At 71.4% G+C, this 26,959-nt stretch carries 25 protein-coding genes, 1 tRNA gene and 1 pseudogene; 13 read left to right on the plus strand and 14 right to left on the minus strand.

The window, feature by feature from the left end:
* Window positions 1-93: 93 nt before the first annotated feature.
* The 4 genes from ACPPVT_RS00495 to ACPPVT_RS00510 are packed head-to-tail and all read left to right on the plus strand — an operon-like array spanning window position 94 to window position 3,378.
* Window positions 94-327, plus strand: a complete 234-nt coding sequence (locus ACPPVT_RS00495) for a hypothetical protein (protein WP_426564432.1) — start codon at window positions 94-96, stop codon at window positions 325-327.
* The gene (locus tag ACPPVT_RS00500) at window positions 328-1,608 is read left to right on the plus strand and encodes a cupin domain-containing protein (RefSeq protein ID WP_426564434.1); all 1,281 of its coding nucleotides are present in this window, start codon (window positions 328-330) and stop codon (window positions 1,606-1,608) included.
* Window positions 1,605-2,570 carry a sucrase ferredoxin gene (locus ACPPVT_RS00505; RefSeq protein WP_426564436.1) on the plus strand — a complete coding sequence of 322 codons (966 nt, stop codon included), beginning with the start codon at window positions 1,605-1,607 and terminating at the stop codon, window positions 2,568-2,570. The genes ACPPVT_RS00500 and ACPPVT_RS00505 overlap by 4 nt, the downstream gene beginning before the upstream one ends.
* A 4-nt stretch (window positions 2,571-2,574) precedes the next feature.
* Complete coding sequence (locus ACPPVT_RS00510; RefSeq protein ID WP_426564438.1) at window positions 2,575-3,378, plus strand: HAD family hydrolase; 804 nt, start codon at window positions 2,575-2,577, stop codon at window positions 3,376-3,378.
* A gap of 108 nt (window positions 3,379-3,486) precedes the next feature.
* Here the strand turns inward: ACPPVT_RS00510 and ACPPVT_RS00515 are convergent, their stop codons facing one another.
* From ACPPVT_RS00515 to mobA, 6 genes are all read right to left on the minus strand, one after another.
* Entirely contained in the window at window positions 3,487-4,059 is a 573-nt protein-coding gene (locus ACPPVT_RS00515; protein WP_426564440.1) for a bacterial proteasome activator family protein, read from the minus strand.
* 18 nt (window positions 4,060-4,077) lie between these two features.
* The gene (locus ACPPVT_RS00520) at window positions 4,078-6,825 is read right to left on the minus strand and encodes an FtsX-like permease family protein (protein ID WP_426564442.1); all 2,748 of its coding nucleotides are present in this window, start codon (window positions 6,823-6,825) and stop codon (window positions 4,078-4,080) included.
* Window positions 6,826-6,873: 48 nt separating this feature from the next.
* Window positions 6,874-7,638 (minus strand): ABC transporter ATP-binding protein, encoded by a 765-nt coding sequence (locus tag ACPPVT_RS00525; RefSeq protein ID WP_426564443.1) that lies wholly within the window; start codon window positions 7,636-7,638, stop codon window positions 6,874-6,876.
* A complete protein-coding gene (locus ACPPVT_RS00530; RefSeq protein WP_426564445.1) occupies window positions 7,635-8,255 on the minus strand; it encodes a PadR family transcriptional regulator in 621 nt (206 codons plus the stop codon). Before ACPPVT_RS00530 ends, ACPPVT_RS00525 begins: the two co-directional genes overlap by 4 nt.
* 115 nt (window positions 8,256-8,370) lie before the next feature.
* The gene (locus ACPPVT_RS00535) at window positions 8,371-9,348 is read right to left on the minus strand and encodes an NAD(P)H-quinone oxidoreductase (RefSeq protein WP_426564447.1); all 978 of its coding nucleotides are present in this window, start codon (window positions 9,346-9,348) and stop codon (window positions 8,371-8,373) included.
* 9 nt (window positions 9,349-9,357) lie between these two features.
* Window positions 9,358-9,936, minus strand: coding sequence for a molybdenum cofactor guanylyltransferase (gene mobA / locus ACPPVT_RS00540; RefSeq protein WP_426564449.1), 579 nt, complete (start codon window positions 9,934-9,936; stop codon window positions 9,358-9,360).
* A 218-nt stretch (window positions 9,937-10,154) separates the two neighbouring features.
* Between mobA and ACPPVT_RS00545 the strand changes: the two genes are divergently transcribed.
* From ACPPVT_RS00545 to ACPPVT_RS00560, 4 genes are all read left to right on the plus strand, one after another.
* Entirely contained in the window at window positions 10,155-13,850 is a 3,696-nt protein-coding gene (locus ACPPVT_RS00545) for a nitrate- and nitrite sensing domain-containing protein (RefSeq protein ID WP_426564451.1), read from the plus strand.
* A 113-nt stretch (window positions 13,851-13,963) separates the two neighbouring features.
* Window positions 13,964-14,416, plus strand: coding sequence for a roadblock/LC7 domain-containing protein (locus ACPPVT_RS00550; protein ID WP_426564453.1), 453 nt, complete (start codon window positions 13,964-13,966; stop codon window positions 14,414-14,416).
* Between the two features lie 32 nt (window positions 14,417-14,448).
* Entirely contained in the window at window positions 14,449-14,823 is a 375-nt protein-coding gene (locus tag ACPPVT_RS00555) for a DUF742 domain-containing protein (RefSeq protein WP_426564455.1), read from the plus strand.
* The gene (locus ACPPVT_RS00560; protein ID WP_426564457.1) at window positions 14,804-15,442 is read left to right on the plus strand and encodes a GTP-binding protein; all 639 of its coding nucleotides are present in this window, start codon (window positions 14,804-14,806) and stop codon (window positions 15,440-15,442) included. Before ACPPVT_RS00555 ends, ACPPVT_RS00560 begins: the two co-directional genes overlap by 20 nt.
* Before the next feature lie 80 nt (window positions 15,443-15,522).
* On the opposite strand, the gene ACPPVT_RS00565 is transcribed toward ACPPVT_RS00560, so the two are convergent.
* Genes ACPPVT_RS00565 through ACPPVT_RS00585 form a run of 5 tightly spaced genes read right to left on the minus strand, consistent with a single transcriptional unit; the run spans window position 15,523 to window position 19,359 of the window.
* Window positions 15,523-15,936, minus strand: coding sequence for a hypothetical protein (locus ACPPVT_RS00565; protein ID WP_426564459.1), 414 nt, complete (start codon window positions 15,934-15,936; stop codon window positions 15,523-15,525).
* A gap of 45 nt (window positions 15,937-15,981) precedes the next feature.
* Window positions 15,982-16,407: a universal stress protein gene (locus ACPPVT_RS00570; RefSeq protein WP_426564461.1), complete on the minus strand. Its 426-nt coding sequence runs from the start codon at window positions 16,405-16,407 to the stop codon at window positions 15,982-15,984.
* The gene (locus ACPPVT_RS00575) at window positions 16,404-17,237 is read right to left on the minus strand and encodes an ATP-binding cassette domain-containing protein (RefSeq protein WP_426564463.1); all 834 of its coding nucleotides are present in this window, start codon (window positions 17,235-17,237) and stop codon (window positions 16,404-16,406) included. The genes ACPPVT_RS00570 and ACPPVT_RS00575 overlap by 4 nt, the downstream gene beginning before the upstream one ends.
* On the minus strand, window positions 17,234-18,256 hold the full coding sequence (locus ACPPVT_RS00580; protein ID WP_426564465.1) for an ABC transporter permease: 1,023 nt from the start codon (window positions 18,254-18,256) through the stop codon (window positions 17,234-17,236). Before ACPPVT_RS00580 ends, ACPPVT_RS00575 begins: the two co-directional genes overlap by 4 nt.
* Window positions 18,257-18,258: 2 nt before the next feature.
* A complete protein-coding gene (locus tag ACPPVT_RS00585; RefSeq protein WP_426564467.1) occupies window positions 18,259-19,359 on the minus strand; it encodes a substrate-binding domain-containing protein in 1,101 nt (366 codons plus the stop codon).
* 190 nt (window positions 19,360-19,549) lie between these two features.
* Here ACPPVT_RS00585 and ACPPVT_RS00590 point away from each other — a divergent pair, with 190 nt between their 5' ends.
* The 3 genes and pseudogenes from ACPPVT_RS00590 (at window position 19,550) to epsC (ending at window position 22,253) form a co-directional block, all read left to right on the plus strand.
* Complete coding sequence (locus ACPPVT_RS00590) at window positions 19,550-20,515, plus strand: LacI family DNA-binding transcriptional regulator (protein ID WP_426564469.1); 966 nt, start codon at window positions 19,550-19,552, stop codon at window positions 20,513-20,515.
* Between the two features lie 158 nt (window positions 20,516-20,673).
* A pseudogene (locus tag ACPPVT_RS00595) lies at window positions 20,674-21,490 on the plus strand (PLP-dependent cysteine synthase family protein); the annotation flags it as partial.
* 124 nt (window positions 21,491-21,614) lie between these two features.
* The gene (gene epsC / locus ACPPVT_RS00600) at window positions 21,615-22,253 is read left to right on the plus strand and encodes a serine O-acetyltransferase EpsC (protein WP_426564471.1); all 639 of its coding nucleotides are present in this window, start codon (window positions 21,615-21,617) and stop codon (window positions 22,251-22,253) included.
* Window positions 22,254-22,384: 131 nt separating this feature from the next.
* Here the strand turns inward: epsC and ACPPVT_RS00605 are convergent, their stop codons facing one another.
* Together ACPPVT_RS00605 and ACPPVT_RS00610 are read right to left on the minus strand one after the other, a co-directional pair.
* Window positions 22,385-23,380 carry a Gfo/Idh/MocA family protein gene (locus ACPPVT_RS00605; RefSeq protein ID WP_426564473.1) on the minus strand — a complete coding sequence of 332 codons (996 nt, stop codon included), beginning with the start codon at window positions 23,378-23,380 and terminating at the stop codon, window positions 22,385-22,387.
* On the minus strand, window positions 23,377-24,912 hold the full coding sequence (locus ACPPVT_RS00610; protein ID WP_426564475.1) for an EAL domain-containing protein: 1,536 nt from the start codon (window positions 24,910-24,912) through the stop codon (window positions 23,377-23,379). Before ACPPVT_RS00610 ends, ACPPVT_RS00605 begins: the two co-directional genes overlap by 4 nt.
* Window positions 24,913-25,080: 168 nt before the next feature.
* Here ACPPVT_RS00610 and ACPPVT_RS00615 point away from each other — a divergent pair.
* Together ACPPVT_RS00615 and ACPPVT_RS00620 are read left to right on the plus strand one after the other, a co-directional pair.
* Window positions 25,081-25,163: transfer RNA gene (locus ACPPVT_RS00615), tRNA-Ser, on the plus strand.
* A 98-nt stretch (window positions 25,164-25,261) separates the two neighbouring features.
* A complete protein-coding gene (locus tag ACPPVT_RS00620) occupies window positions 25,262-26,401 on the plus strand; it encodes a DUF3048 C-terminal domain-containing protein (protein ID WP_426564477.1) in 1,140 nt (379 codons plus the stop codon).
* Window positions 26,402-26,416: 15 nt separating this feature from the next.
* On the opposite strand, the gene ACPPVT_RS00625 is transcribed toward ACPPVT_RS00620, so the two are convergent.
* Window positions 26,417-26,956, minus strand: a complete 540-nt coding sequence (locus ACPPVT_RS00625) for an aromatic ring-opening dioxygenase LigA (RefSeq protein WP_426564479.1) — start codon at window positions 26,954-26,956, stop codon at window positions 26,417-26,419.
* Window positions 26,957-26,959 lie beyond the last annotated feature (3 nt).

Here is a 26,959-nt window from a genome sequence, read left to right on the forward strand (position 1 = left end):
CGGACGGCGAGCACTAGGTATGGACCCGACCTCACCGCCCGGTGCGGTCGGTTGGTGGCGGACACCCGCCGCGCGAGCACCTGGAGGCAACCCATGAGCGAAAGCACTGTGGACCCGAACACGGAGGGCCCGGCCGACGGCGGAGCCGGCGGAGTTCCCGGTCAGCACGACGGCGGCGCCGACGGCGGAGCGGACGGCGGCGCCGACGGCGGAGCGGACGGCGGCGCGGACGGTGGCGCGGACGGTGGCGCGGACGGTGGCGCCGATGGTGGAGCGGACGGTGGCGCGGACGGTGGCGCGGATGGTGGTGCGGACAGCGGCGCCTGAGTGATTCCGGTCCGGACGGCGACGGAGCCCGCCATCACGGGCGGGCTCCGAGCGCTGCCCCGACTCGTCTCCACCGACATCGAGACCTTCTCCCACGAGGTCTGGGGACGCCTGGCCTGGTTCAGCCCGGCGGGCGACCTGCCCGGCGACGTGCACGACCTGTTCAGCGCGGCGGTCGTCGACGAGCTGGTGTCCACCCGCGGCCTGCGCACGCCGTTCCTGCGGGTCGCCAAGAACGGCTCGACGCTGCCCGACCGCGCCTTCACCGCAGGCGGTGGTCTGGGCGCAGCCATCGGCGACCAGGTCAGCGACGACAAGCTGCTCGCGCTGTTCGCGGACGGAGCGACGCTGGTGCTGCAGGGCCTGCACCGCACCTGGCCGCCGCTGGTCGCGTTCTGCCAGCAGCTGGCCGAAGAGCTCGGCCACCCGGTGCAGGCCAACGCCTACGTCACCCCACCGCAGTCGCGGGGCTTCGACGACCACTACGACGTGCACGACGTCTTCGTGGTCCAGGTCGCGGGTGAGAAGCGCTGGCGGATCCACCCGCCGGTGCACGAGTCGCCGCTGCCCGACCAGCCCTGGACCGACCGCCGTGCGGCCGTCGCCGCCGCAGCCGAGACCGAGCCGCTGCTGGACGTGGTGCTCCGTCCCGGCGACTGCCTCTACCTGCCCCGCGGGTACCTGCACGCGGCGACCGCACTGGGTGCGGTCAGCACCCACCTGACCCTCGGCGTGCACGCCTGGACCCGGTACGCGCTCGCCGAAGACGTGCTGGCCGCTGCGCTGCAGAACCTGAGCGAGGACTCGGAGCTTCGCCGCTCGCTGCCGATCGGCTCGGCCTCGGCCGGCTCGGCGTTGGCCGGCTCGGCGTCGGTCCCAGCGTCGTTGGTGGGCGACCTCGAGCTCGTCCGGGCGCGCCTGCTGGACGTCGTCCGGGACCTGCCGCTCGCGCCGGTGGCCGAGCGACAAGCGTTGCGGCGCAAGCGTTCCCAGCGCGCCGCGCCCGTCGGTCCGATCGCCCAGGTCGAGGCTGCCGCGGGCCTCGCGGACGGCGTCCTGTGGCCGGAGCTGGCCTTGCGCGCGCACCTGCTCGGCGATGTCGTCTCGGACGGCGACGGGCTGGTACTGCGCAGCCGGGCCGGCGAGGTCGGGCTCGACCCCGAGGACGTGGCGGACGTCCGCACGCTGCTGACGACCGGCCGCCTCGACCACCTGGCGGCGGACCTGACCCGGCGACTGGTCCTGGCCGGCGTCCTGGTACCGGTCGCTGCACCGGGATGAACGGCCCGTTCCGCTGCGCCGATACGGCCCGCGAGCGCGATGATCCGCTGGTCGGGACGGCGGCGCCGGCCCGCAGATGGCTGTTGATCGAGCATCCGGGGCCTTGGGCCACGGACGCCCTCGCGTCGTCCGGCATCGACCTTGGCGTTCAGTCCACCCTGCGCGCCTCCGCCGGCGCGGCCGGTGCCCGCATCCTGCTGGTGCGCCGTCCAGGTCGGGCCGGTCAGGCGGCTCCGGACCGGGCGGACGAACCCAGGGCCTGGGCCGTGATCGACCACGCCTCCGGCGCGCCGTCGGTCTGGGGAACGTGGCGCGCGGACGGCGACCTGCTGGCTGCGGCCATGGCGCTGGACCCCGAGCGGGCGCCGTCCGGGGTGACCCACCCGGCGACCGAGCCGGTGCTGCTGGTCTGCACCCACGGCCGACACGACACCTGCTGCGCGCTACGTGGGCGACCGGTGGCCGCGGCGCTGGCGGAGCACTGGCCGGACTGGACGTGGGAATGCTCGCACGTCGGTGGTGACCGGTTCGCCGCCAACGTGGTGCTGCTGCCGGACGGCGCCTACTACGGCTATCTCGACCCGCCGTCCGCGGTGCGGACCGTGCAGGGTCACCTGCGCGGCCAGGTCGAGGTCGAGTTCCTGCGCGGGCTGTCCACCGAGCCGCCGATCGTGCAGGCCGCGGTGGTGGCGGCCATGCAGCGCTGGGGGCCATGCGGTGCCCGCGCCTTCCGGTCCGAGCAGCTCGGGCCGGTGCTGAGCGACCCGAACGGTGGGGCGTGGTCGGTCGAGCTGGCCGGACGGCCGCAAGACGGGGTGCCCGCGCGGGTCAGCGCCACGGTGCGGCGGACGACCCGGGCGGCCGAGCTACTCACCTGCCAGGCGCGCTCGGCGGTGGCGGCGACGGCCTACGAGGTCACCGACCTGCGCGAGGTGGCCGACGTCGAGCATGGGGCAGGATGAGCGCATGCGGATGGTGGCGACCGACCTGGACGGCACCATCGTCCGGGCGGACGGCACGGTCAGCGAGCGCACGGTCGCAGCGCTGCAGGCCTGCCTGGACGCCGGACTGCTGGTCGTCTACGTGACCGGTCGGCCGATGCGGTGGATGGCCGAGGTCGTCGACCAGACCGGCCACCGCGGAGTTGCCTTGTGCGGCAACGGAGCCGTCGTCTACGACCTGGCGGCCGAACAAGTGCTCGCGGCGCGCACACTGTCGCCCGAGGTGGCTGTCCGGGTGGCGGCTCTGCTGCGCGAGGCCATGCCGGACGCCCAGTTCGCTGTCGAGACGCTGGCCGGGTTCCGGCTCGAGCCCGGCTTCCAGCCGCACTGGGACGACGCCGTCCGGTTCCGGCCGTTCCCCGAGGGCGATCTGGGTCAGCTGCTCGCCGACGACCCCGGGCTGCTCAAGCTGTTGTGCCGCAGCGAGTCCCGGCTGGCTGACGACATGCTGGCGCGGGCGATCCCGGCACTGGACGGGATCGCCGCGCCGACCCACTCGAACCCGCGGGACTGCCTGCTGGAGATCTCCGCGCTGGGCGTCGGCAAGGCGTCGGCGCTGGCGGACCTGGCAGCCGAGCACGGCATCGACCCGGCGGACGTCGTGGCGTTCGGGGACATGCCGAACGACCTGGACATGCTGGCGTGGGCGGGCCGTGGGTACGCGATGCGTGGTGGGCACGCCGACGTCCTCGCGGTCGCCGAGCTCGTCGCGCCGCCCGTCACCGAGGACGGCGTGGCGCAGGTGCTGGAGGCTCTGCTCGCGCACTGAGCGACACGGGGTCAGCGTTGCGGGAGGACGGCCGACCCCGCGTCTGCACTGCCTAACGAGTGGGTGCTCCTGGAGTTACGGCGACCCGCAGCCAACGGCCGACCCCGGTTAGAGGTACTGCCCGGTGCCCTGCTGCGGGGACGTCGGCGGGTGCGGTGGCTGGGGCGCCCCCGGGTGCGGCATCCCCGGCAGGCCCTCGGGCGGCAGCGAGCCCGGCGGCAGCGCGCGGCGCATCTCCTCCAGCTGCGCCCGGGCGGCCATCTGCTGGGCCATCAGCGCAGTCTGGATGCCGTGGAACAGGCCCTCCAGCCAGCCGACCAGCTGGGCCTGCGCGATCCGCAGCTCTGCGTCCGACGGCGTCTGGTTGTTGTCGAAAGGCAACGTGATCCGGCGCAGCTCCTCGACCAGCTCCGGGGCCAGCCCCTGCTCCAGCTCGTGCAGCGAACGCTCATGGATCGCGGCCAGTCGGCCGCGGCCGGCCTCGTCCAGCGGCGCGCTGCGGACCTCCTCCAGCAGCTGCTTGATCATGCTGCCGATCCGCATCACCTTGGCCGGCTGCTCGACCAGCTCGGCCGGGTTCCGCTCGCCGTCCTCGTCGTCGTCCTGGTCGCCGTTGGTGGGTGCGACGCCCATACCGTCCTGGGTCACCACGACGATGCGGTCCGGGTCTTCCTCGCTCATCCCCCCATCCTGCCCTGACTACTGCCCCAGCCGCCGGGTGAGTGGCAACCGGGACCGCACGCCGAGGCCGGCCGCCGCCGCGGCCAGCAGCGGCACCCCGATCCCGATCAGCGCCAGCATCAACCACGGGATGCGGATGATCGGGCTCCCCCAGACACTCATCCCGTCCGGGCCGTTGTGCTGCGCTGTCAGCGGCCAGGCGACCGCGATCCCGGGAACCAGCCCCACCGCGATCCCAGCCAGGCTTCCCAGCAGCCCGATGACCACCGCCTGGGCCGACGCCATGGTGCGTCGGGTGCGCGGCCGGGCTCCGATCGCAGCCAGCGTGGCGGCATCCGGTCGTCCGTCCACCAGGGCCAGGCCGGTCGCGGTCAGCGTGCCGACCAGGACCGCGAGCGCGGCGATGATGACCAGCCCGACCAGCGGCAGCGCGAAGCTCTCGTCGAAGCCGCGTTCGGTGTACACGTCGGCGTACTGGGCGGACCCGAGCAGGGTCTCCTGCAGCTTGTCCTGCGCGTCCCGGCTCAGCGCGATGGCGGACGGCGAGAGCACCGCCCCGTTCTGCGCCCACGGCAGCTTCAGCGTCTCGGCGGCCTTCGGGGTGAGGATGGCGCCGGTCAGGTTGGGCATCCCGCCGGAGGTGAGCAACGGGTCGATCGGCGCGGCCAGCACCCGACGTGTCTGCAGCTCGGCCACCTTCGGCTTGCTGCCCGAGTAGTCACTGACGAACGTGACCAGCCGCGCGTGGCCGGAGTCGTCCACCAGCGCGGCGGACGGCACCAGCACGCCACCGCGGGCCAGCACCGCGCGCTGCTCGTCGTCGAGCTGGTAGCCGAGCGCCTCCAGTCCCGTCTGGTTGGCGACCAGGCTGGACTGCGCGCTGTAGCCGGCTGTCGGGCGCTTCAGCCCCGCAGTCATCCAGCTGACGCACTTCTCGTCGGCCGTCTCGGACACCGGCGGTGTCGTGGGGCATCCCGGAGGCGCGACGTACACGTCGGGTGTCGACATCGGGTCGCTGGTCGACCCACCCAGGGTGCCGGTCGCGAGCAGCGCGCGTCCGGGCGCCAGGGCCTGGGTGGTGGCGTCGGCGGCGTCCCACCAAGCGGCGTCCATGTCGCTGGCCTGGACAGTCGTCACGCCCGCCGGCAGCCGGGGCTGGTAGTCGCGCCGGCTCTGCGCGAAGTCGCTGCTGGCGCCGATCGCGAGGGCGGTCACCCCGGCGACCGCAGCCATCACCGCCGCCACCGCGGGGGCGGTCCGGCTGCGTTGGCGGGCGCTGTCCCGGGTGGCCAGCCGCAGCGGCAGCGGCAGGCGCCGGCCCAGGCGGCCGACGCCGCCCACGAGGGCGGGCATCAGCGCGATGGCCCCCAGCACCATCGTGAGCGTGCCCGCCGCGACCCAGAGCTCGCCACCCTGCCGGGTGCCGCGCACCAGCGCGACGGCGGCACCGACGCCCAGCAGCACGCCGCCCAGCACGGGCAGTCCGGGTCGGGAACCGACCTGCCCTCGCCGCCCGGCCAGCACGGCGACGACGTTCTGGCGAGCGGCCGCCCGGGCCGGGAAGTAGGCGGCGGTCAGTGCGGCGACCGCCCCGAGCGCTGTCGCAACCAACAGCGCGACCCAGGCCACGTCGAACGGGCCGAGCACCGTCTCCGGCAGGAAGTGCGGGATCAGCGCGACGATCAATGCGGCGAGCGGAATGCCCAGTGCCGCACCGAGAACGGCCGCCAGGGCGCCGGTGGTCAGGGCCTGGGCGAGCACCACGCGGCGGACGTCTCGGGCGGTGCCGCCGGTAGCTGCGACGAGGGCCAGCTGGCGTCTCGAGCGGCGCACCCCGACGGCGAACGCCGGGCCGGCGAGCAGGATGACCTCGAGCACGATGGAGAAGACCACCAGGAACAGCACGGCGCGGGTGGCCGCGTCCGAGCCGTTGAAGCTGGCGAACGCGCCGGGATCGCTGAGGGTGTCCTCCCAGTTGGCCGGCGGGTTCTGGATGACCGAGCGGGACGTGATGGCCAGGCCGAGCTGGTTCAGCTCGCGAACCCGTTGCCAGGTCACGGGTTTCGGCCCCGGCACGAGGTAGGTGTGCTGGGTCTGCTCACCCGCGGCGAGCGCGGCGACCGGTGACGAGGGCCGGGCCACGACCAGGGCGTTGTCGAACACCGACGGCATCACGGCCACACCCACGACCCGCCCGGTGCTGGACGCCGCCCCAGAACCCTGGACGCCCTGGGTGACTTCGAGGTTGTGACCGATCGGGAAGCCGTGGCCGGCCAACCATGGCGAGACGAGCACCTCGGAGTCGTTGCGCGGCAACCGCCCTGAGCGCAGGTCGACGAGCCCGGTCAGCGCCTTGTCGGCGCCGTCGACGCCGACGATGCGCACATGGGTGCGTCCGCGCGCGGTCACCGCCGAGCTGGAGCCCGAGGTGATGTCGATCAGGTCGGCACCGACGGCGCCCCGCACCTGCTGCGGCGTCCAGTCGGTGTCCTCGGCCGCCTTGTCGGCGACGGCCGCCGTCTCGTCCTTGCTGTCGGGTGAGCCCGAGGTCGATCCGCGCGCAGGCTGCCAGTTGCCGTCCGGCTCCTGGTCGATCGGCTCGCGCTGGGCGGGGTTCACCAGCGCCTGGGTCTGCCCGAGCTGCTGGTCGAGACCCTCGACCGGGCTGATCGCGTTGGTCTCGTAGACGGTGGCGAACGTGGACACGGCGAGCACCGGGAGGCCGACCATCACGGCCACCAGGGCGTTGCGTCCCTTGTTGCGCACCAGATTCTCGTCGGGCCATTCGCAGCGCTGGGCGCCAGGCGGTCAGGCTCACGCGGGGCCCTCCCGCAGCAGGACCTCGGCCTCGGGGGCGTCGCCGGTGGAGTCCACCACGACCCCGTCGCGCAGGAACACCACGCGGTCCGCCCAGGCGGCATGCCGGGCCTCGTGGGTGACCAGCAGACCGGCCGCACCCGCGTCCACCCGGCCGCGCAGCACCCGCAGCACGGCCTCGCCGGTCTCGGAGTCCAGCGCGCCGGTCGGCTCGTCCGCCAGCACGAGCCGGCGGTCGCCGACCAGGGCTCGCGCGATCGCGGTGCGCTGCTGTTGCCCGCCGGACATCTCGTCGGGGAACCGGTCGGCGAGGTCGCCGACGCCGACCTCGTCCAGCGCCGCCTGGGCCTGCCGACGCGCCTGCCCCGACCGGACGCCGTCCAGCTCGAGCGGCAGCATCACGTTCTCGACGGCGGTCAGCGCGGGGATCAGGTTGAGGTCCTGGAAGACGTAGCCGAGGCTGCGTCGGCGCAGCGCTGCGATCTCGCCGCGCTTGAGCTGGGACAGCGGCTGGCGCTCGACGTAGACCTCCCCGGACGTCGGGGTGTCCAGCCCACCGGCCAGGCTCAGCAGCGTCGACTTGCCGGATCCGCTCGGGCCCATCACTGCGACGAGCTCGCCCGGCCGGACGGTGAGGCTGACCTCGCGCAGGGCGTGCACCGCGGTGTCGCCGGCGCCGTGCACCCGCGACACATCGCGCAGCTCCAGCACCGCGGCGTCCGTGGTTCCTGCTGGGCGGCTGATGCCCTGGGTGGCGGTCATCGCCGGGCCTCCTTCTCGTGCTCCCGTGCGGCGGGGGTCGCGGCGGGGGTGCGGGCGTGATTCGCGGTGCGGGCGTGGTTCGCGGTGGGGGCGGGATCGTTGGCGCGGCGGAGCAGCCGGGCCTCGACGTGGTCCAGCCAGCGCACCTCGGCCTCCGCGCTGAAGACCAGGTTGTCCAGCACCAGCAGCCAGGCGAGGTCGTCCCGCTCGGTGGCCTGCTGCTTGAGCCGGGTCAGGTCGCGCAGCGAGCGCATCGTCTGGGTCCGCTGGGACTGCACGACGGCCGGGACGTCGACGCCGGGCACGGTGACAGCGAGCGCGAGCTTGATGGCCAGCTCGTCGCGTGGGTGCTCCTCGCGGTCGACCGGGGTGAGCCACCAGCGGCGGACCGTCTCGCTGCCCTCAGGGGTCAGTCGGTACGTGATCCGGCCCTCGTCGTCCGGCCGTCCTGCGGCTTCGACGAGTCCGTCACGCTCGAGCCGGCTGAGAGTGGTGTAGACCTGCCCGACGTTCAGCGGCCAGGTGCCACCGGTGCGGCCCTCGAACTCCGAGCGCAGCTGTGCGCCGTACATCGGCTGCTGCGCGAGTAGTGCCAGCAGCCCTTGCCGGATCGACATGATGCCCCTTGTGTATACCGAGTATTACTCTGCTGAACAGCAGGTATACCGGGTATGCAGGGCTGGGTCAACTCCTAAAGGGTCATGGGGTCGGCCGGGACCACGTCAAACGAGCTCAGACGGTGAGCAGCACCTTCCCGATGTGCTGCGAGCCGTCCAACACCTGGTGTGCCCGGGCCGCGTCCGCCAGCGGCAGCACGGTGTCGATGACCGGCCGGACCCGACCGGCTTCGATCAGCGGCCACACGTGCTCGCGCACGGCCGCCACGATCGCGGCCTTCTCGGCGACCGGCCGGGCCCGCAGGGACGTGGCGATGATCGCGGCCCGCTTGCGCATCAACAGCCCGAGGTCGAGCTCGGCCTTGGTGCCGCCCTGCATGCCGATACTCACCTGCCGGCCGTTCACCGCCAGCACCTCGAGGTTGCGGGCCAGGTACTTGGCGCCCATGTTGTCCAGGATCACGTCGGCGCCGCGGCCCTCGGTCGCTGCCCGCACCACCTCGACGAAGTCCTGCTCGCGGTAGTTGACCAGCACGTCCGCACCCAGCTCGCGGCACCGCTCCAGCTTGTCCGCGGACCCGGCGGTGACCGCGATCCGGGCACCGACCTCGCGGGCCAGCTGAATGGCCATCGTGCCGATCCCGCTGGACCCGCCGTGCACGAGCAGCAGCTCATCGGGTTGCAAGGACGCCGTCATGAAGACGTTGCTCCACACTGTGCACGTCACCTCGGGCAGCGCCGCCGCGTCCACCAGCGGAATCCCGGACGGCGCGGGCAGCAGCTGCCCGATAGGCACCGCTACCTGCTCGGCGTACCCGCCACCGGCCAGCACGGCACAGACCGGCGCGCCGACCTCCCAGCCGCTCACCCCGGGACCGAGGGCGGCGATCGTGCCGCTGCACTCCAGTCCCAGGTACTCCGAGGCGCCCGGCGGTGGTGGGTAGTGACCCTGCCGCTGCATGAGGTCGGCCCGGTTCACCCCCGCTGCCGCCACCCGGACCAGCACCTCACCCTGACCGGCGACGGCGTCCGGCACCTCGCCGATCCTCAGCACCTCGGGACCGCCTGGGCCGCTCATCGTGATCGCGCGCATGCCCCGACCCTAGGACTGCCCGACCCATCTCAGCGCGGCGGCCAGATCGTCAGGGGTGTCGACGTCCAGCGTGCACGGCGCGGGCACGTCCACCTCGGCGAGGGTCAGCCCGGACAGCAGGGACCGCATCGAGCGTCCGCGCGCGCCAGCCCCGTCGGCGGTGAGCGCCTCCTGCAGCGCGCCCACCCGGTAGAGCCCGAGCAACGGCTGGCGCACCCCGGCGGCATCCACTGCGACCACGCCGACCACCTCGGGGGTCAGCCGCGACAGCAGCAGTGGCACCGCGGAGGCGGCGAACGGCTGGTCACCGGCCAGCACCGCGACCAGCGCGGACTCGGACAGGTCGTCCAGCGCACAGGCCAGGGCAGCGACCGGACCGCCACCGGCCGGCCGCTCACGGACCCAGTGCACTGGCACGGACGTCGGCCGGGTGGGGCCGACCGCGACGACCGGGACGTCGGGGGCCAACCGGGCCAGGCCCTCGAGTAGGCGGTCCAGCAGCCGGACGCCGGCCAGCTCCACCGACAGCTTGTCGCTGCCCATCCGGCGCGCGCCGCCGCCCGCCAGAACCACCACTCGATCAAGCACCAGCGCAGTATGCCAAGCCCGCGCGGTTACCGATCCACGCTCGCCGGGCCCACCGGACACGCCGTCCTTAGGCCGAACGGGTGACTGCCGGTGCGGCTGAGGTCAATGTCGCCTCGCTCGGCGCCGAAGGGTCATGGACCGGCGACAGAGGGAAGGGCACCATGCTGCGTAACCGAGGTATCAGGACCAAGCTCCTTGCGGTCCTGGCACTACCTATCGTGGTTCTGATCATCGGCGCCACCGTGATCTCTGCCCAGGGTTTCACCCGCGCTGCCCAGGCGGCGAAGGTCGAGAAGCTCGCCAATGGCGGAAGCGCACTCGGCAGCCTGATCCTGCGCCTGCACCAGGAGCGCACGCTCGCCGTGCAGGTCTCCGCCGGCACTGCGACGCCTGAGCAGATCAAGCAGCTGAAGGGTGCCCAGGCCGGCACCGACAAGGCCGTCATGGAGACCCGCGCCTTCGTACAGAGCCTGAGCCTCAGCTCGCTCTCGCAGGAGGCCATCCAGGCCGTCGCCGCATCCGAGGGCGGGCACATGCAGCTGCCGTCCGTGCGCGCCGACGTCGTCAGCGGCCACGGTCAGCCGGACCAGATCGCCGCCAAGTACGACGGCATGATCGCGCTCGACGCCGCGCTGCCCGCTCGCATCGGTGACTCGCTGAGCGACCGCCGGATCGGTCGCAGCCTCGCCGCCTACACCAACCTCGCCAACCTCGCCGAGTACGCCAGCCAGGAGGCCGAGCTCGGCGCGGTCGCCGTGGCCGCCAAGGGCATCGACACCCAGAGCGCCGTGCAGCTGTCGATCCTGCAGTCCGCGCAGAGCGACCAGATCTCCCAGTTCCGACTGAACGCGAACTCGAAGCTGGCGTCCGCGATGGATGCCGCGCTGTACCAGCCGATCGACGCCCGGGCCGCCTTCAACACCGAGCGCAACGACATCATGAGCAGCCTCGGCGGCACCCCGACCGTGACCACCCAGCACGACTGGATCAAGAACGCCGGCGAGCGGGTCACCTCGATCCAGTCGCTCCTACAGCCGCTTGCCGCACAGACCGCGCAGGACGCACGCTCGTCAGCCGCGGACGCTCGCCGCACCGCCGTGGTGCTGCTCAGCATCAGCTTCATCGTCGTCGCCTTCGTCGTCGTCCTGGGTCTGTACCTGGCCCGCGCGATGACCCGGCCGCTGCGTCGCCTGACCGTCACCGCCGGTGAGCTCGCCGAAGAGCTGCCGAAGATGGTCGAGCGGATGGCGACCCCGGGTGAGGGCCCCGGCGTCCAGCTGCCCGAGATCGACGTGCAGAGCAACGACGAGGTGGGCCGCCTGGCCCTGGCCTTCCGGAACGTCAACGAGACGACCGTTCGGGTGGCCGAGGAGCAGGCAGCACTGCGCGCCTCGATCGCCGAGATGTTCGTCAACGTCGCGCGCCGCAACCACGTCCTGCTCTCGCGCCAGCTGTCCTTCATCGACCAGCTGGAGCGCACCGAGGAGAACCCGGACACGCTGGACAACCTGTTCCGCCTCGACCACCTCGCGACCCGGATGCGTCGGAACGCCGAGTCCCTGATCGTGCTCGCGGGTCTGGACAGCGGTCGTCGCCTGCGTCGCTCGATGCCGCTGTCCGACGTGATCCGAACCGCCGTGTCGGAGATCGAGCGGTACGACCGCGTCGACCTCGCGCTGCAGGCGGACCCGGCGCTGGTCGGCCACGTCGCGCTGACCACCGCCCACATGATCGCCGAGCTGCTGGAGAACGCCACCCAGTTCTCCAACCCGGACACCCGGGTGATCACCGCGACCGCGTTCAGCAGCGCCGGCGTCCGCATCACGATCACCGACCTCGGCCTGGGCATGACCTGGGACGAGATCACCGACGCCAACCAGCGCATCGCCAACCCGCCCGTGACCGACGTCGTCGGCTCGCAGCGCCTCGGCTTCTACGTGGTCGGCCGCCTGGCCCGCCGCCTGGACGCCACCGTCGCACTGCGCCCGGGTCGGACCCAGGGCACGGTCGTCACCATCGACCTGCCGCCGGCGCTGTTCGTGCCGGGGTCGTTCTCCGACCTCGCCGTCGCCGACAACGACTACGTCGAGCTGCCGGCCATCGAGGCCGCTTCCTCGAACGCCTCGGACAGCTCGCTCGCCTCGGCGCCGTCGCTGCCCGCCCCGTCCCTGCCGTCGCTGCCGAGCGTCCCGGTCGCCGAGGCCACTGGCCTCGACGTCCCGGTCGTGCCGTCCCCGGACTCCACCGGTGACCTGCCGCGCCGTGGTCAGGCCGAGGCCGTCCCGGCCGCAGCCGCCGACCAGGCACGGGTCGAGCCGCGGGTGCCCGCCCAGTCCGCGCCGGAGGCTCTGGTCGAGCCGGCCGGGGACGGTGGGCTGCTGCCCAAGCGTCACGCCCGCGAGACTTCGGACGACCTGGACACCCCGGCTGAGCTGCCTGCCGCAGCGCCTGCCCCGCGTCCGGGCATGTTCAACAGCTTCCGCTCGCGTCGTGCGGTGGACGACTCCGTCGAGGCCACCGCCGCGCCGACCGGGTTCCCCACGCTGGACACCCCGCTGGACGACGGCAGCTCGCCCGCCTTCGTCCCGGTGATCGAGGAGGCCACGCCGGCCCTGCCGACCCGTGAGGCTCCGGTCGCCGAGGTCGAGGCGCTGGTCGCCGAGGTCGAGGCTCCGGCTCCCGTGGCCGAGTCGGTCGAGGTGCCTGCCCTGCCGGGCCCTCTGGACGCCGGTTGGGTGCCCGAGTCGCACTCCGACTGGGTCCCGGACCACGTGTCCGCCGAGGACGAGGTCGAGTCAGTCGAGGACGAGTCGGTCGAGGTCGAGTCGGTCGAGGTCGAGTCGGTCGAGGTCGTCGAGGACGCCCCGGTCGAGTCGGTCGAGGCCTTCGAGCCGGTCGCCGAGGTGGCCGAGCTCGTCGAGGAGCCCGTCGCCCAGCTCGAGCCCGAGGTGGCCCAGCTGCAGGTCGTGCCGCAGCTCGAGCCCGACTTCGAGCCCGACTTCGCGCCCGAGTTCGAGGCTGAGTTCGAGGCCGACTCAGAGGTGGAGCCGGTCGCCGAGCAGGCCTTCGAGCCGGTGGCCGTCGAGTCCGTGCCGGACGCCCGTTCGACACTGTCCGAGCTGGCCCGCGAGGCCCGCCAGGCCGGTGACGACGCGGTGCACGATGCTGCCGAGGCGCCCACCGAGCAGGTCCCGGTCGTCCCCGCGCTGCCGCCGATCGGCGTCCCCGCGATGGACATCCTGCCCGCTCGTGGCGGACGGGCCCGGCTGGGTCGCCGTGCGGCAAAGCCGGCTGCGGCGCCTCGCCCGGTCCCGGCACAGCCGCCCGTCGCCCAGTCATGGCCCGCGCCGTCGCCGATCCCGGCGGCCCGCCAGCCGATGCCCGCCGAGCCGGTCGTCCCGGTCGCTGCGGTCCCGACCACTGCGGTGGCCGAGCCCGTGGAGCCGGTGGCCGCACCGAGCTCGCTGTTCGCCCCGGCACCGGTGCAGCAGGAGGAGCCGGCCCTCGCGCCGTCCTCGCTGTTCGCCCCGGAGCCGGCCGAGCCGCAGGTCCCGGTCGAGCCCGCGTTCGCACCTGGCGTGCCCGCTCTGGCGGCCGCAGCCAACCTGCGCGAGCGCTCGGCGATGGCGTCCGAGGCCCTGTCCGAGCTGTCTGCGCTGTCCACGTACAGCCCCCAGGCAGTTGAGGCCAGTGCCCCGGCGGCCCTGACCCGGCGTACCCCGCTGGCCACGGAGGCGGGCCAGATGGCCTCCAAGCCGGCGATTGAGGAGCCGCTCGGCGCCCGCCGAGGAGGTCGCAACGCGGCTGACGTCCGCACCATGCTCAGCGGCTTCCGAGCCGGTGTCGAGCGTGGCCGTACGTCTCCGGCGACCAACGGCCAGACCACGACCGCGACCGAAGACGCAGACGCCTGATTCTGGGTTCCTGCTAGCGGGTGCACTTGCCCGTGAAGCGCTCAAGACCAGCACCACCCTGTCCGATCAACCAGCAAGCAACACCAGCGCAATGCAGACGGAGGACCACCACCGTGACGACGATGAGCACCGAGGCAGCCAACTTCAGCTGGCTTCTCGACAACTTCGTGAAGAGCGTGCCCGGCGTGCGGCACACGCTCGTCGTGTCCGCCGACGGGCTTCTGATGGCCATGTCAGACGATCTCGACCGCACCAGCGGTGACCAGCTGGCAGCGATCGTGTCGGGCATGTCCAGCCTCACCCGCGGGGCGGCTCGCCAGCTGCGCTGCGGTGAGGTTCGGCAGTCCATTGTCGAGATGGACACGCTGTTCCTATTCACCATGAGCATCAGTGACGGCTCCGTGCTGTCGGTGATGGCAGACGCCACCTGCGACGTCGGCCTCATCGGCTACGAGATGGCGCTGCTGGTCAGTCGCACCGAGGCCACGCTCACCCCGCAGCTCGTGTCGGAGATGCGCTCGCGCCTCCCCGTCGCCGGCGCGCTGCGGGCCGTGGCAGGGGGGTGATCCCGGTGGACCCCCTCGACTACCCGTCTGACGTGACGGAGGACGAGGCGGACGAGGAGACCTACGCCGTCCGCCCGTACGCCGTCACCGGCGGCCGCACGCGGACGACGACGAACGAGCACCTGCCCGTCGAGGCTCTCGTCCAGTCCCTTCGTGGCCACGAGGACGTCGGTCTGACGCCCGAGCGTCGCAAAATCCTCGAACTGACCCGCGACCAGTACCTGTCCGTGGCCGAGCTCTCGGCCCACGTCAAACTGCCAGTCGGCATCATGCGCGTTCTCGTGAGCGACCTGGCAGCCTCCGGCAACATCCGAATCCACGGAACCGGCGCCTTCACCGCATCCTCAGCCCCGGCAACCAGCCTCAGCGTCCTGGAGAGTGTTCTCAATGGCATTTCCTCGCTCTGACGTCGCCCCTCAGGGCACGCCCGCGGGAGCCCCGGGCGCAGCCTCTGCGGCGGGTACCCCCGACGCTCCCCCCACCGTCGTCAAGATCGTCGTCGCGGGCGGGTTCTCCGTCGGCAAGACGACCTTCATCGGTTCCCTGTCGGACATCGAGCCGCTTCGCACCGAAGCCGCGATGACCGAGCACTCGATCGGCGTCGACGACGCCGGCCTGGTGTCGGACCGCAAGACCTCGACCACCGTCGCCATGGACTTCGGCCGCATCTCGCTGCCGGGCAACCTGTGGCTCTACCTGTTCGGCACGCCCGGCCAGGATCGCTTCCTCTTCATGTGGGACGACCTGGTGAAGGGCGCCATCGGCGCCGTCGTGCTCGTCGACACCGACCGGCTCGACCAGTGCTTCCCGGCCGTGGACTACTTCGAGGCCCGGCAAATCCCGTTCGTCGTCGCAGTCAACTGCTTCGACGGCGTGGCCCGCCACCAGCTCGACGACGTCCGCGAGGCGCTCGCCGTGCCGGCGCACGTGCCGATGCTGTACACCGACGCCCGCACCCGGGCGGCGACCAAGCAGGCACTGATCTCCGTCGTCCAGCTGGCGATGCAGCGCCTGACCGGGGCCTGAGCCGAGCGCTCGTCCCCCACAGACCCGGCCGGTGTCGGTGCCCTCGAGGCACCGGCACCAGTTGCGGCATTCCGGGCGGCTCAGCCGACGGTGGCCTTGGTGACCTTCGCGTCGTCGATCGTGAGGTTGATGCGGTCGGGCTGCAGGTCCATGGTCACCGGGAACTCCTCGCCGTCCCGGGCGACGACCCTCGAGGTGAGCCCGGCGTCACTGATCGCCTTCAGCGCGTCGTCCTCGGACATGCCCACCACGGACGCGGCCATCTGTTCGACACCGGTGCTGCTCATCGACGGGTCCTCCGTGCTGCTGGACGTCGGGGTGCTGCCCGCCGACGGCTTCGTGCCGGTGTTGTCGCTGCCGCAGGCGGCGAGCAGGGCGACGGCGGCCAGCATCCCGCCTGCCGCGGCGAGCCTGGTGCGGCCCTTGATCATGATCGCCTCCCGGATCGAAGCGTAGCCGCTGCGTCGTCCGCCCGGACCAGAGAAGTGGGGCACCCGGATCGACCTGGGTGCCCCACTTCTCTGGTTTCGCCGCGACGGTCAGGCCGGCCGGGTCCCCTTCACCGCGAGCACCGGGCAGGTCGCCTCGAGCAGCACCGCCTGCGCGGTGCTGCCCAGCAGCAGCTTGCCGACCTGCGTGCGGTACCGGATACCGATCACGATGAGCGTCGCATGCTGCTCGGCGGCGACCCGCAGGATCTCCTCCGCCGCGTCCCGTCCGGCGGTCGGCTGCTGGACGTCGTGCTCGATCCCCGCGCTGGTGAGCTCGGTGTCGATGGCGTCCAGGTCCTCGGCCGTGGCGAATGCCGCATCCGAGTAGTTGCCGTGGTGCCCGGTGTTGACGACCACCAGCGGAGCGCTGCGCAGGAGCGACTCGCGTTTGGCCCGCTCGAAGGCCGCGATCCCCTGGGGGCTCGGGATGTAGCCGACGACGATGCGTTCGGCCGTCGCGCTCCCTGCGGTCACGGGGCGTCCTCCAGCTTCTTGGCGCCGGTCATGATCGCCACGCCCTCACCCATGTCGTGCGTCTGCGGGGTGACGACTCCGGCGCGGCCGCCCAGCCGCTGGATGTGGATGCGGTCCGCGACCTCCCACACGTGCGGCATGTTGTGCGAGATGAAGATGATCGACAGTCCCTTCTCGCGCAGCTGCTTGATCATGTCCAGGACGGCGGCCGACTCCTTGACACCGAGCGCGGCGGTCGGCTCGTCGAGGACGACGACCTTGCTGCCGAACGCCGCCGCGCGGGCGACGGCGACCGCCTGGCGCTGGCCGCCGGACAACGTCTCGACGGCCTGGGTCATGTTCTGGATCGTCTCGATCCCCAGACCCTGGACGGCCTCGCCGGCACGTCGCTCCATCCCCTTCTTGTCGAGCATCCGCAGTACCGAGCCCAACGGGCCGGGCCGGCGCACCTCGCGGGCCAGGTAGAGGTTGCTGGCGATGTCCAGCGCGGGGATGACGGCGAGCTGCTGGTAGACCGTCTCGATGCCGGCCTCGCGAGCGTCCTGAGGCTTGCGGAAGTTGACAACCTGGCCGTTCATCGTGATCACGCCGGAGTCCGGGATGTAGGCCCCGGTCAGGCACTTGATCAGCGTCGACTTCCCGGCGCCGTTGTCACCGATGACCGCGAGGATCTCGCCGGGGTACAGGTCCATGTCGACCCCGTCGAGGCCGACGACGCGACCGAAGGTGATGACGAGCTTGCGGGACGAGAGCACGGGCTGCTGGCTGTAGATGCTCTCCTTGCCGGCGGGCACCCCGCCGTAGGCGACGTCCAGCTCCGAGGTGCTCATGCCTTGACCTTTCTGATCCACTGGTCGACGGCGACGGCGACAATGACCAGGACGCCGGTCGCGAGGACGCGCCACTGCTGGTCGACGCCCATCTGGGACAGCCCGAACTGCAGCGTCTGGACGATGAGCGCGCCGATGGCCGTGCCGATCAGCCGACCGCGACCGCCGAACAGGCTCGTGCCGCCGATGACCACAGCGGTGATGCTCTGCAGGTTGGCGTCCGGGACGGCGTTCGGCGTCGCTGCGCCGGCCCGCCCGATGAGCACCCAGGCCGCGATGCCGTAGATCAGGCCGGCGACCGTGTACACGCCGAGCAGGATGCGCTTGCTCGGCACACCGGACAGGCGAGCCGACTCGGGGTCGTCACCCACGGCGTACACGTAGCGGCCCCAGGCGGTCTGGGCCAGCACGAAGCCCATCACGATGTACACGATCACCACGACGACGATGCCCCAGGTCAGCCGGAAGTCACCGATCGAGAACCCCTCGCCGAGGATGTTCAGGATCCGCGGCAGGTGCTCGGCCTGGATGCTCGAGCCGCCGGAGTACAGCAGCGCGATCGCCGTGAAGATGCTGAGCGTGCCCAGCGTGACGATGAACGGCGGCAGGTTGACCCGGGTGACCAGGAAGCCGTTGAGGGCCCCGGCCGCCGTGGCGAACGCGATGCCGATCACCAGCGCGATCACGCCAGGCATGCCGCCGTCCTTGGCCAGGGTGGCCATGACCATCATCGACAGCACCATGATGGCGCCGACCGACAGGTCGATGCCTGCGGTGAGGATGATGATGGTCTGCCCCACCGCGAGGCAGGCCACGACCGCGGTCTGCTGCAGCAGGATGCCCATCGAGGTGGCGGTCAGGAACGTCGGTGTCGCGATGAAGAAGGCGATGAACGCCACGAGCAGCAGGAACAACGGACTCAGCCAGGGTCTGGAGTGCAGCTGGTGCTGCACCTTCTGGAGTGGGGAGTGCTGCCGCCGAGCGAACTCGGCGGCAGCAGACTCAACTGTCTGACTCATGATCAGTTGCCCCAGCAAATGTTCAGGCCCTCGTCCGAGGTGATGCTCTTCACGCCCTCGGCGGGCTTGTCGGTGATCAGCGCGACGCCGGTGTTGTAGAAGTCGAGGCCGGACGTCGTGCTCGGCTTCTCACCGCCGCGGGCGATCTTGGCGACGGCCTCCATGCCCAGCGTGGCCATCTTCAGCGGGTACTGCTGGGCCGTCGCACCGATGACCCCGCTCTTGACGCTCGCGACGCCGGCGCAGCCGCCGTCGACCGAGACGATGGTGGCGGTCTTGCCGGCTGCCTTCAGCGCGCCGTTGGCGCCCACGGCCGTCGGCTCGTTGATCGTGTAGACCAGGTTGATGTTGGGGTTCTTGGCGAGGCACTTCTCCATGGCGGTGCGCCCGCCGTCCTCGGCGCCCTGACCCGCCTCGTTGCAGACGATCGTGTAGTCGCCGCCCTGACCGCCGGTGTACTTGCCGGTCTTGGCCTCGTCCCCGTTCTTCTTGGGGTCGTTGACCGGGATGCCCATGCCCTCGAGGAAGCCCTGGTCGCGGTTGTAGTCCACCGAGACGATCTTGTCGTCGAACAGGTCCAGCAGGGCGATCGTGGCGGGCTTGCCGGCGAGGGTCACCGCTGCCCACTGCCCGTCGAGCTTGCCCGCTTCGCGGTTGTCGGTGGCGAACGTGATGTCCACCGTGTCTGCCGGGTCGGGCGGGGTGTCCAGCGCGATCACGTACAGGCCGGCGTCGCGGGCCTTCTTGATCGCGCCGTTGACGCCCGTGCTCATCGGCGTGATCAGGATGCCCTTGTCGCCGCGCGCGATGGCGTCCTCGATCGCGGTGATCTGGCCGGCGTCGTCACCCTCCTGCTTGCCGGAGGCGACGGTCAGCTTGACGTTGTTCTTCGCGGCGTCCTCCTTCGCGCCCTTCTGCATGGCGACGAAGAACGGGTTGGTGGAGTCCTTCGTGATGAGGCTGACGCCGACGGCCTTCTCGCCGCCGGAGCTCGAGCTCGAGCCCGAGTCGTCGCCGCGGCCGCAGGCCGCGAGGCCCGCCACCGTGACGCAGGCCGCGGTGATGGCGATGGCCCGGCGTACGGACGGGCTACTGAGATTCATGCGAGTCATGGTCAGGGTGTCCCTCTCTTGGCGGAACTACTGCTTGACAACGATGTCAAACATAGTGTGTAGTCCGAGTAGCCGAGAAAGTCAATGGTTCGCCGTGAAAGCAGGTGTGATCGTGACACCGTTGTCATCAGGGGCGCCAAGACCCCGGGCGACCATGCGCGAAGTCGCCGCGCTGGCGGGCGTGAGCCTCAAGACGGTGTCTCGGGTGGTCAACCGCGAGGCGAGCGTCTCGCCTGAGGTGACCGCGCGCGTGGAGAAGGCCGTGCGCCAGCTCGGGTACCGGCACAACCTGGCGGCGAGCAACCTGCGGCGCACGAACGCCCGCAGCGCCATGGTCGGCGCCCTGCTGCAGGACGTCAGCAACAGCTTCAGCGCCTCGCTGCTGCGCAGCCTGGAGGACGCCGCGCACAGCCGGGACATGCTCCTGTTCGCCTCGAGCCTCGACGAGGAGCCCGAGCGTGAGCGCGGCCTGGTCGAGAGCCTGGTCCGCCGCCGGGTCGACGGCCTGCTTCTGATGCCGGCCACCCAGCGCCAGGACTACCTCGTGGACGACGTGCGCAGTGGTCTTCCGGTCGTCTTCGTGGACCGGCGTCCGCACGGGCTGGACGCCGACTCGGTGACGGTGGACAACATCCTCGGGTCCAGGATGGCGGTGGACCACCTGCTGGCCCACGGCCACGAGCGCATCGCGCTGCTCGGCGACCTCCCCAGGATCCAGACGGCCGCCGACCGGCTCACCGGGTACCACCAGGCGATGCGGGCCGCCGACCTGCAGCCGTCACGCGAGCATGTCGTGATGGCCCTGCGGTCGGACGTCGCGGCCATCGAGGCGACCCTGCAGCTGGTCGACTCGGACCTACCGCCGACGGCGATCTTCGCAGCGCGCAACGCCTTGGCCATCGGTGCGATCCGGGCTCTGCGCCAGCGTGGCCTGGCGGGAAGCATCGCGCTGGTCGGCTTCGACGACTTCCCGCTGGCCGACATCGTCGACCCACCGCTGACGGTGATCCGGCAGAACGTCGCCCAGATTGGCATCGAGGTGACCCGACTGCTCTTCGCCCGCATCGACGGCGACCACTCTGCGTCCCAGCACATCGTGCTCAGCCCGGAGCTCGTCCCGCGCGGGTCCGGGGAGATCCGGCCGTAGCCGCACCTCGCGCGCCCGCACCGCCGGCGAGATCGGCCGTCTCGGAATGTGGACAGGTGGCGTCCAAGGGATGACGCGAGCCGCTGAGCGGTGTTCCCTGTTGACGGGACGTCACCCCCGGCGTCCCTTCGCGCCCAGAACCTGAGGTGAGCTGCACCGTGAGCCGCATCTACGACGACGTCACCACACTGATCGGCAACACGCCGCTGGTACGTCTGAACCGCATCACGGACGGCGCGGGGGCGACCGTCCTGGCCAAGCTCGAGTTCTACAACCCGGCGAACAGCGTCAAGGACCGGATCGGCGTCTCGATCATCGACGCCGCCGAGGAGTCCGGCGAGCTCAAGCCCGGCGGCACCATCGTCGAGGCGACCAGCGGCAACACCGGCATCGCGCTCGCGATGGTCGGTGCCGCCCGCGGCTACGAGGTCGTGCTGACCATGCCCGAGACGATGAGCAAGGAGCGCCGCGCGCTGCTGCGCGCGTTCGGGGCTGAGCTGGTGCTTACCCCGGGGTCAGAGGGCATGAAAGGCGCCGTCAACAAGGCCGACGAGATCGCCAAGGACCGCGGCGCCGTCCTGGCCCGCCAGTTCGCCAACGAGGCCAACCCGGCCATCCACCGCAAGACGACCGCGGTGGAGATTGGGACGACACCGACGGCGCCGTCGACATCGTCGTGGCCGGGATCGGCACCGGTGGCACCATCACCGGCGTCGGACAGGTGCTCAAGGAGAGGAAGCCCGGCGTGCAGATGATCGCCGTCGAGCCGGAGGAGTCCGCGATCCTGAACGGCGGACCCCCTGGGCCGCACAGATCCAGGGCATCGGCGCGAACTTCGTTCCGGAGATCCTGGACACCGGCATCTACGACGAGGTCATCGACGTCAACGCCGAGACCGCGGTCATCTGGGCCCGCCGCGCGGCTGCGGAGGAGGGCCTGCTGGTCGGCCTGTCGTCCGGCGCCGCGCTCAAGGCCGCGGTGGACGTCGCGCAACGTCCGGAGAACGCCGGCAAGACGATCGTGGTCATCATCCCGAGCTTCGGCGAGCGCTACCTCTCGACGATCCTCTACAGCGACCTGCTCGACTGATCGGCTGCTGATGCACGTGCGCCGCACCCCGACGTCCTTCCCGAACCCTTCGCTGGCAACGGGTCTGGCCGCCGTCCGCGAGCGCCTGGTCGAAGACCTCGACACGGCCGCGCGACGCGATCCCGCGTCGCGCGGCCGGCTCGAGCTGCTGCTCTGCTACCCCGGGCTGCACGCCGTCTGGATTCACCGCCTGGCCCATCGCATGTGGCAGCGCCCTGGGCTGAAGCTGTCCGCCCGGGTGCTGTCCCAGCTGAACCGGTCGATCACCGGCGTCGAGATCGATCCCGGCGCCACCATCGGCCGACGGTTCTTCATCGACCACGCGATGGGCGTGGTGATCGGCGAGACCGCCGAGGTCGGCGACGACGTGATGCTCTACCACGGCGTCACGCTGGGCGGCCGGTCGATGGAGCGGGTCAAGCGGCACCCCACGGTCGAGGACGGCGTGACCATCGGGGCCGGCGCGCGCGTGCTTGGCCCAGTGGTGATCGGGGCGGGGGCGCAGATCGGCGCCAACGCGGTGGTGGTCAAGGACGTCCCGCCCGGTGCGGTCGTGGTCGGCGTCCCCGGGCAGGTGCGGCAGCCGTCGTCCGACGTCCCGCACACCGACCCCTACGACGTCTGGGCCGACCCGGCCATCTTCATCTAGAGGCCGGGCGCCCTGGTTGTTGATCACGTTATGTGGGCGTAGGCCTGCTTCTCGAGGCGTAGACCCCTGGTTAAGCAGGTCTAGGCACACTTAACGTGATCAAACCTGGGCGGCGGACGGCGGACGGCGGGCTAGAGGCCGGGGTAGGTCAGGCCGATCTGGGCCCGGACCTCGTCCATCGTCGCCATGATCGCGACTGTCTCGTCCAGCGGCAGGACCGGGCTCTCGGTCAGTCCCTCGCGCAGGCAGCGGGCGACCTCCGCCGCCTCGTAGCGCAGGCCTTTGTGCTCGCGCGGCTGCTTCTCGCCGGCGTACCGCTCCGGCTCACCCTGGCGCGGGTGGAAGGTGAACGACGTCGGTGCGTACCAGGTGGTGTCGATCTCGATGCGGCCCTCGGTGCCGACGATGACGGCACGGGTCGGGCTGGCCGCCCGCATCGTCGTGGTGAGCACGGCGTGTGCGCCGCTGTCGTACTCGAACACCATCGAGGTCTGTGCGTCGACGCCGGTCGGTCCCATCACGGCCTTCGCGCTGACCCGAGCCGGCGTGCCGAGCACCATCGACGCGAACGAGATCGGGTAGACGCCCAGGTCCAGCAGCGCCCCGCCGCCGAGCTCCGGGGCGAACAGCCGATGCTGCGGGTCGAACGCGAACCACTGCCCGTGGTCGGCGGTCACCGTGACGATCTCGCCGAGCGCTCCGCTGGCCAGGATCTCGCGGACCCGGACCATGTGCGGCAGGAACCGCGGCCACATGGCCTCCATCACGAACGTCCCGCGCGCCCGTGCCGCGTCGACCACGGTCCGGGCCTGCGCGGCGTCCATGGTGAAGGGCTTCTCCACCAGCAGCGCCTTGCCCGCCTCGACGGCCAGCAGGGCTGCCTCCTGGTGCCCGGGGTGCGGAGTGGCGACGTAGACGACGTCCACCTCCGGGTCCGCCATGAGGTCGGCGTAGCTGCCGTGCGCCCGAGGAACGCCGTGCTCCCGCGCGAAGCGTGCGGCGGACTCCTCGGTGCGCGAACCCACCGCGACCACCTCGACGTCCGGCAGCAGGGTGATGTCCGTGGTCATCACCGAGGCGATGCCGCCGGTGCCGATCACGCCGAACCGAGTGGTGCTCGAGCTCACGGTGTCTCCATCGGAAGGATGTGTGCCACGACGTACGCCGGGTCGCCGTCCTCGTCCGCCAGGGTGGTCGCCCAGACCCGGGCGGCCACCAGGTGCCCGTCGGCATGGACGTAGCGCTTGTCGACCTGCTGCGTCGCGTGCTGTTCGTCGAGCAGGTGTGTCAGGTTCACCGCGTCAGCGGCCAGGTCCGGCGGGTAGGTCAGCTCGGACACCTTGCGGCCGGCGACCTCCTCCGCCCGGTAACCGAGCATGCCGGCGAAGGCCTGGTTGCAGCGCACGATCACGCCGTCGAAGTCGGACAGCGACTGCCCGATCGGCGACTGGTCGAAGGCCCAGCGCAGCGTCGCCGCCGTGGAGGCCAGCTGGAGCTCGGCGTCCACCTGCGGCGTCACGTCCCGGCTGGTCGAGACCACCTGGTGCGGACGACCGTGCTGGTCGCGGAGCAGCTGGGTGCGCGTGTTGAGCCACCGGTAGGTCCCGTTGCGGTGCCGCGCCCGGTGCACCCGCACGGACGCCCGCTCGCTGACCTCGGCGTCCTTGGTGGCCAGGATCTCCTGCGCCTCCTCGGGGTGCAGGTGGTCGCCGGCCGAGCTGTTGATCAGCTCGGACGGCGTGTAGCCGAGTACGGCCAGCGAGCCCGGCGAGGCGTACAGGATCGTGGCCTCGGGGTCCGCGATGGTGACCAGCTCGTCCGAACCGATCTGGATCGGTGCCGGCACGCTGATGTCCAGACGGCGCTCCAGCTCACCGGGCGGTGGGTGCAGCTCGTCGTCCAGGCTGGCGGACGGCGGCTCCGGCCGGCCGAAGTACCAGCCCTGGGCGGTGTCGCAGCCCAGCGCCATCAGCTGGCGCGCCTGCTCCCGGGTCTCCACCCCCTCGCCGCACACGGACAGCCCCAGGGTGTGCGCGGTGTCGATCAGCAGCCGCGCGATCACCGCGTCCCGCGCGTTCTCGTGCACCCTGGAGACGAACGACCGATCGATCTTCAGCACGTCCAGCGGCAGCTGGCGCAGCATGTTCAGCGGCGAGTGACCGACGCCGAAGTCGTCCAGCGCCACCCGGACGCCGAGCGAGCGCAGGGCGTGCAGCCGGGCGGCGCTCTCAGCCATGTCCTCCAGCGCCGCGGACTCGGTGATCTCCAGCACCAGACGGTTCGGCTCCAGGCCGGACTCCTCCAGGGCCGCGGCGACCTGCCAGACGAAGGTGTCGTTGGACAGCTGCAGTGGCGAGACGTTGACCGAGACGCGTAGCGGGACCTCGACGTGGTTCGGCCAGGCCGCCGTGGTGCGGCAGGCCTGACCCAGGACGTCGTTGCCCAGGGTGTGGATCATCCCGGTGGCCTCGGCGACCGGGATGAACGAGTCCGGTGGGACCTCGCCGAGGGACGGGTCGGTCCAGCGGGCGAGGGCCTCGACGGCGACCGGGCGCGCCGACGGCAGCGTCACGATCGGCTGGTAGTGCAGCCGCACGACGTGCTCGGCCAAGGCCTGGCGCAGTCGCGCCTCGACCTCGGACGTCGCAGTAGCGCCCACGGCCTACCCCAACCTTCCCCTGGCGCCCCCGGAAGCGCCGCGTGCATGCCAACCTTGCCACGATCCCCTGCTGTTTGGGAGACAAGCCGGCTGTTTGGGAGACAAGCCGGACACTGCGGCACATGCGCGACACCGGCCGGTGTTCTGCGAGAATTGGACCTGCAATCGGGAGGGTTCGCATAGTGGCCGAGTGCAGGCGCCTTGAAAGCGCCCGAGGGAAACCTCCGAGGGTTCGAATCCCTCACCCTCCGCTGAAGCAGGGCACCTCCCGCCCCTAAGAGACCCGCGGTACCCCTCGGCGCACCGCCGCTGGTGGGCCGTTTCGCTGAACACGCACTGGAGTAGACACGTGAAGGACTCGTTCGACCGCAGGACCGTGCTGCTGAGCCTGCTCGCAGGCGCCGGGACGGCCGCCGTGGCGGCCTGCCAGCACGCCGGGAAGCCCCTCGCGCAGCCCACGCCGTCTGCCACGCCGACGACGCCGCCCACGCCGTCCGCGACCCCGGTGGACACTCGTCCGCGTTGGCCGCTGACCGGCAGGCTGGTCAAAGACCCGGCCGAGCTCAAGCACGCGGCCGTGGCGGTCAAGGTCCCGGACAACAAGAACGAGCACCCCCAGGTCGGCCTGGACAAGGCGGACATCGTGTTCGTCGAGCTCGACGGCTACCGCGACTCCTCCGGCTACAGCAGCACCCGGCTCGTCCCGGTCTTCCACTCCCGGATGCCGGACGACGTGGCCCCGGTCCGGTCGGTCCGCCCGGTCGACGTCCCGCTGTTCAGCCCGATCGGCGTGATCATCGGCAACACCGGGGCCACCGGCTGGGTGGGCCTGTACGCCAAGCACTACGGCCGGTTCCTCGAGAGCACGCTGTCGTACATGGCGACCCGGGGCACCGGCTCCTACTCGATCGACCCGAACCGGGTGCGCACCTACCAGGGCGTCACGTACTACGACCGTGCCGTCGTCTGCCACCCGAAGGTGCTGGCCAAGCAGACCCGCAAGTTCCGCGGCGGACCGGCCCGCAGCTACTTCCCGTGGGCCCTGACGGACGCCGAGGTGAGCACCGCCAAGGGCAAGGCCGCTCGCGCGATCCACGTGCCCTGGAAGAGCGGCCACAGCTACGACATGGGTTATGCCTACGACGCGAAGTCGGGGCGGTACCTGCGCAGCATGCCGTGGGGCAAGCACGTGCTGGCCAACGGCACCCAGGTGTCGACCGACAACGTGCTGGTCATTCGGGCCGGGCAGCGCTACACCAAGATCTTCCGCGGCCGCGGCGGGCCCGAGCCGGTGCACGACATCGTCAACGGCAAGGGCACGTTCTACTACTTCAACGGTGGCAAGTACGTGACCGGCACCTGGACCAAGGGCGCGGTGAACGCGCCGTTCACCTTCACCGTCAGCGACGGAACCCCGCTCAAGATGGCACCCGGCCAGACCTACGTCGAGCTGCCGAACACCAAGGCGGCGGTTCGCATCTCGGCCTGACCGACCTCGAGCCGGTCAGGTGCGGGCGATGCGGCCCACCTTGATCAGCGCCCAACCGACCAGGATCAGCGTGATGCCGAGGCCGAAGACCAGGAAGGCCACCCCGAACGCGACGACCGAGGTGAACAGGCTGGCCCGCAGGAACGAGGCCGTCATCACGGTGCTTCGCTTCGGGTCGTCCTGGTCCAGCTCGGCGTAGGTCTTGCCCCCGCCGGCCTCCAGCGCGTGCTTCTCGATCGTGTTCGCCTGGGCGTAGGCCGTCCAAGGGCTGTCGACGTCGTCCCCGGCGAAGTGGTCGGCGTCCTCCGAGACGGTGATGTGCTCGTCGGCCAGGGTGTTCGCCACGGTGATGTAGGTGCCCACGCCGGCGACCACGAAGATGAGTCCGATGATCACCACCAGCACGCCGAGCACGCGGACGCCCCCCGAACCGCGGCGCGTGGTTTCGGTAGCCGGTACGGCCGTCGTCTCGGCGGGGGTCGTCGCGCGCGTCGTCGCGCGCGTTGTCTCGGGCGTCGTCTCGGCGGGCTCGTTGGTGGGCGTGAGGTCCGACATCTG

Source organism: Angustibacter sp. McL0619 (assembly GCF_049994355.1).
GTDB lineage: Bacteria > Actinomycetota > Actinomycetes > Actinomycetales > Angustibacteraceae > Angustibacter.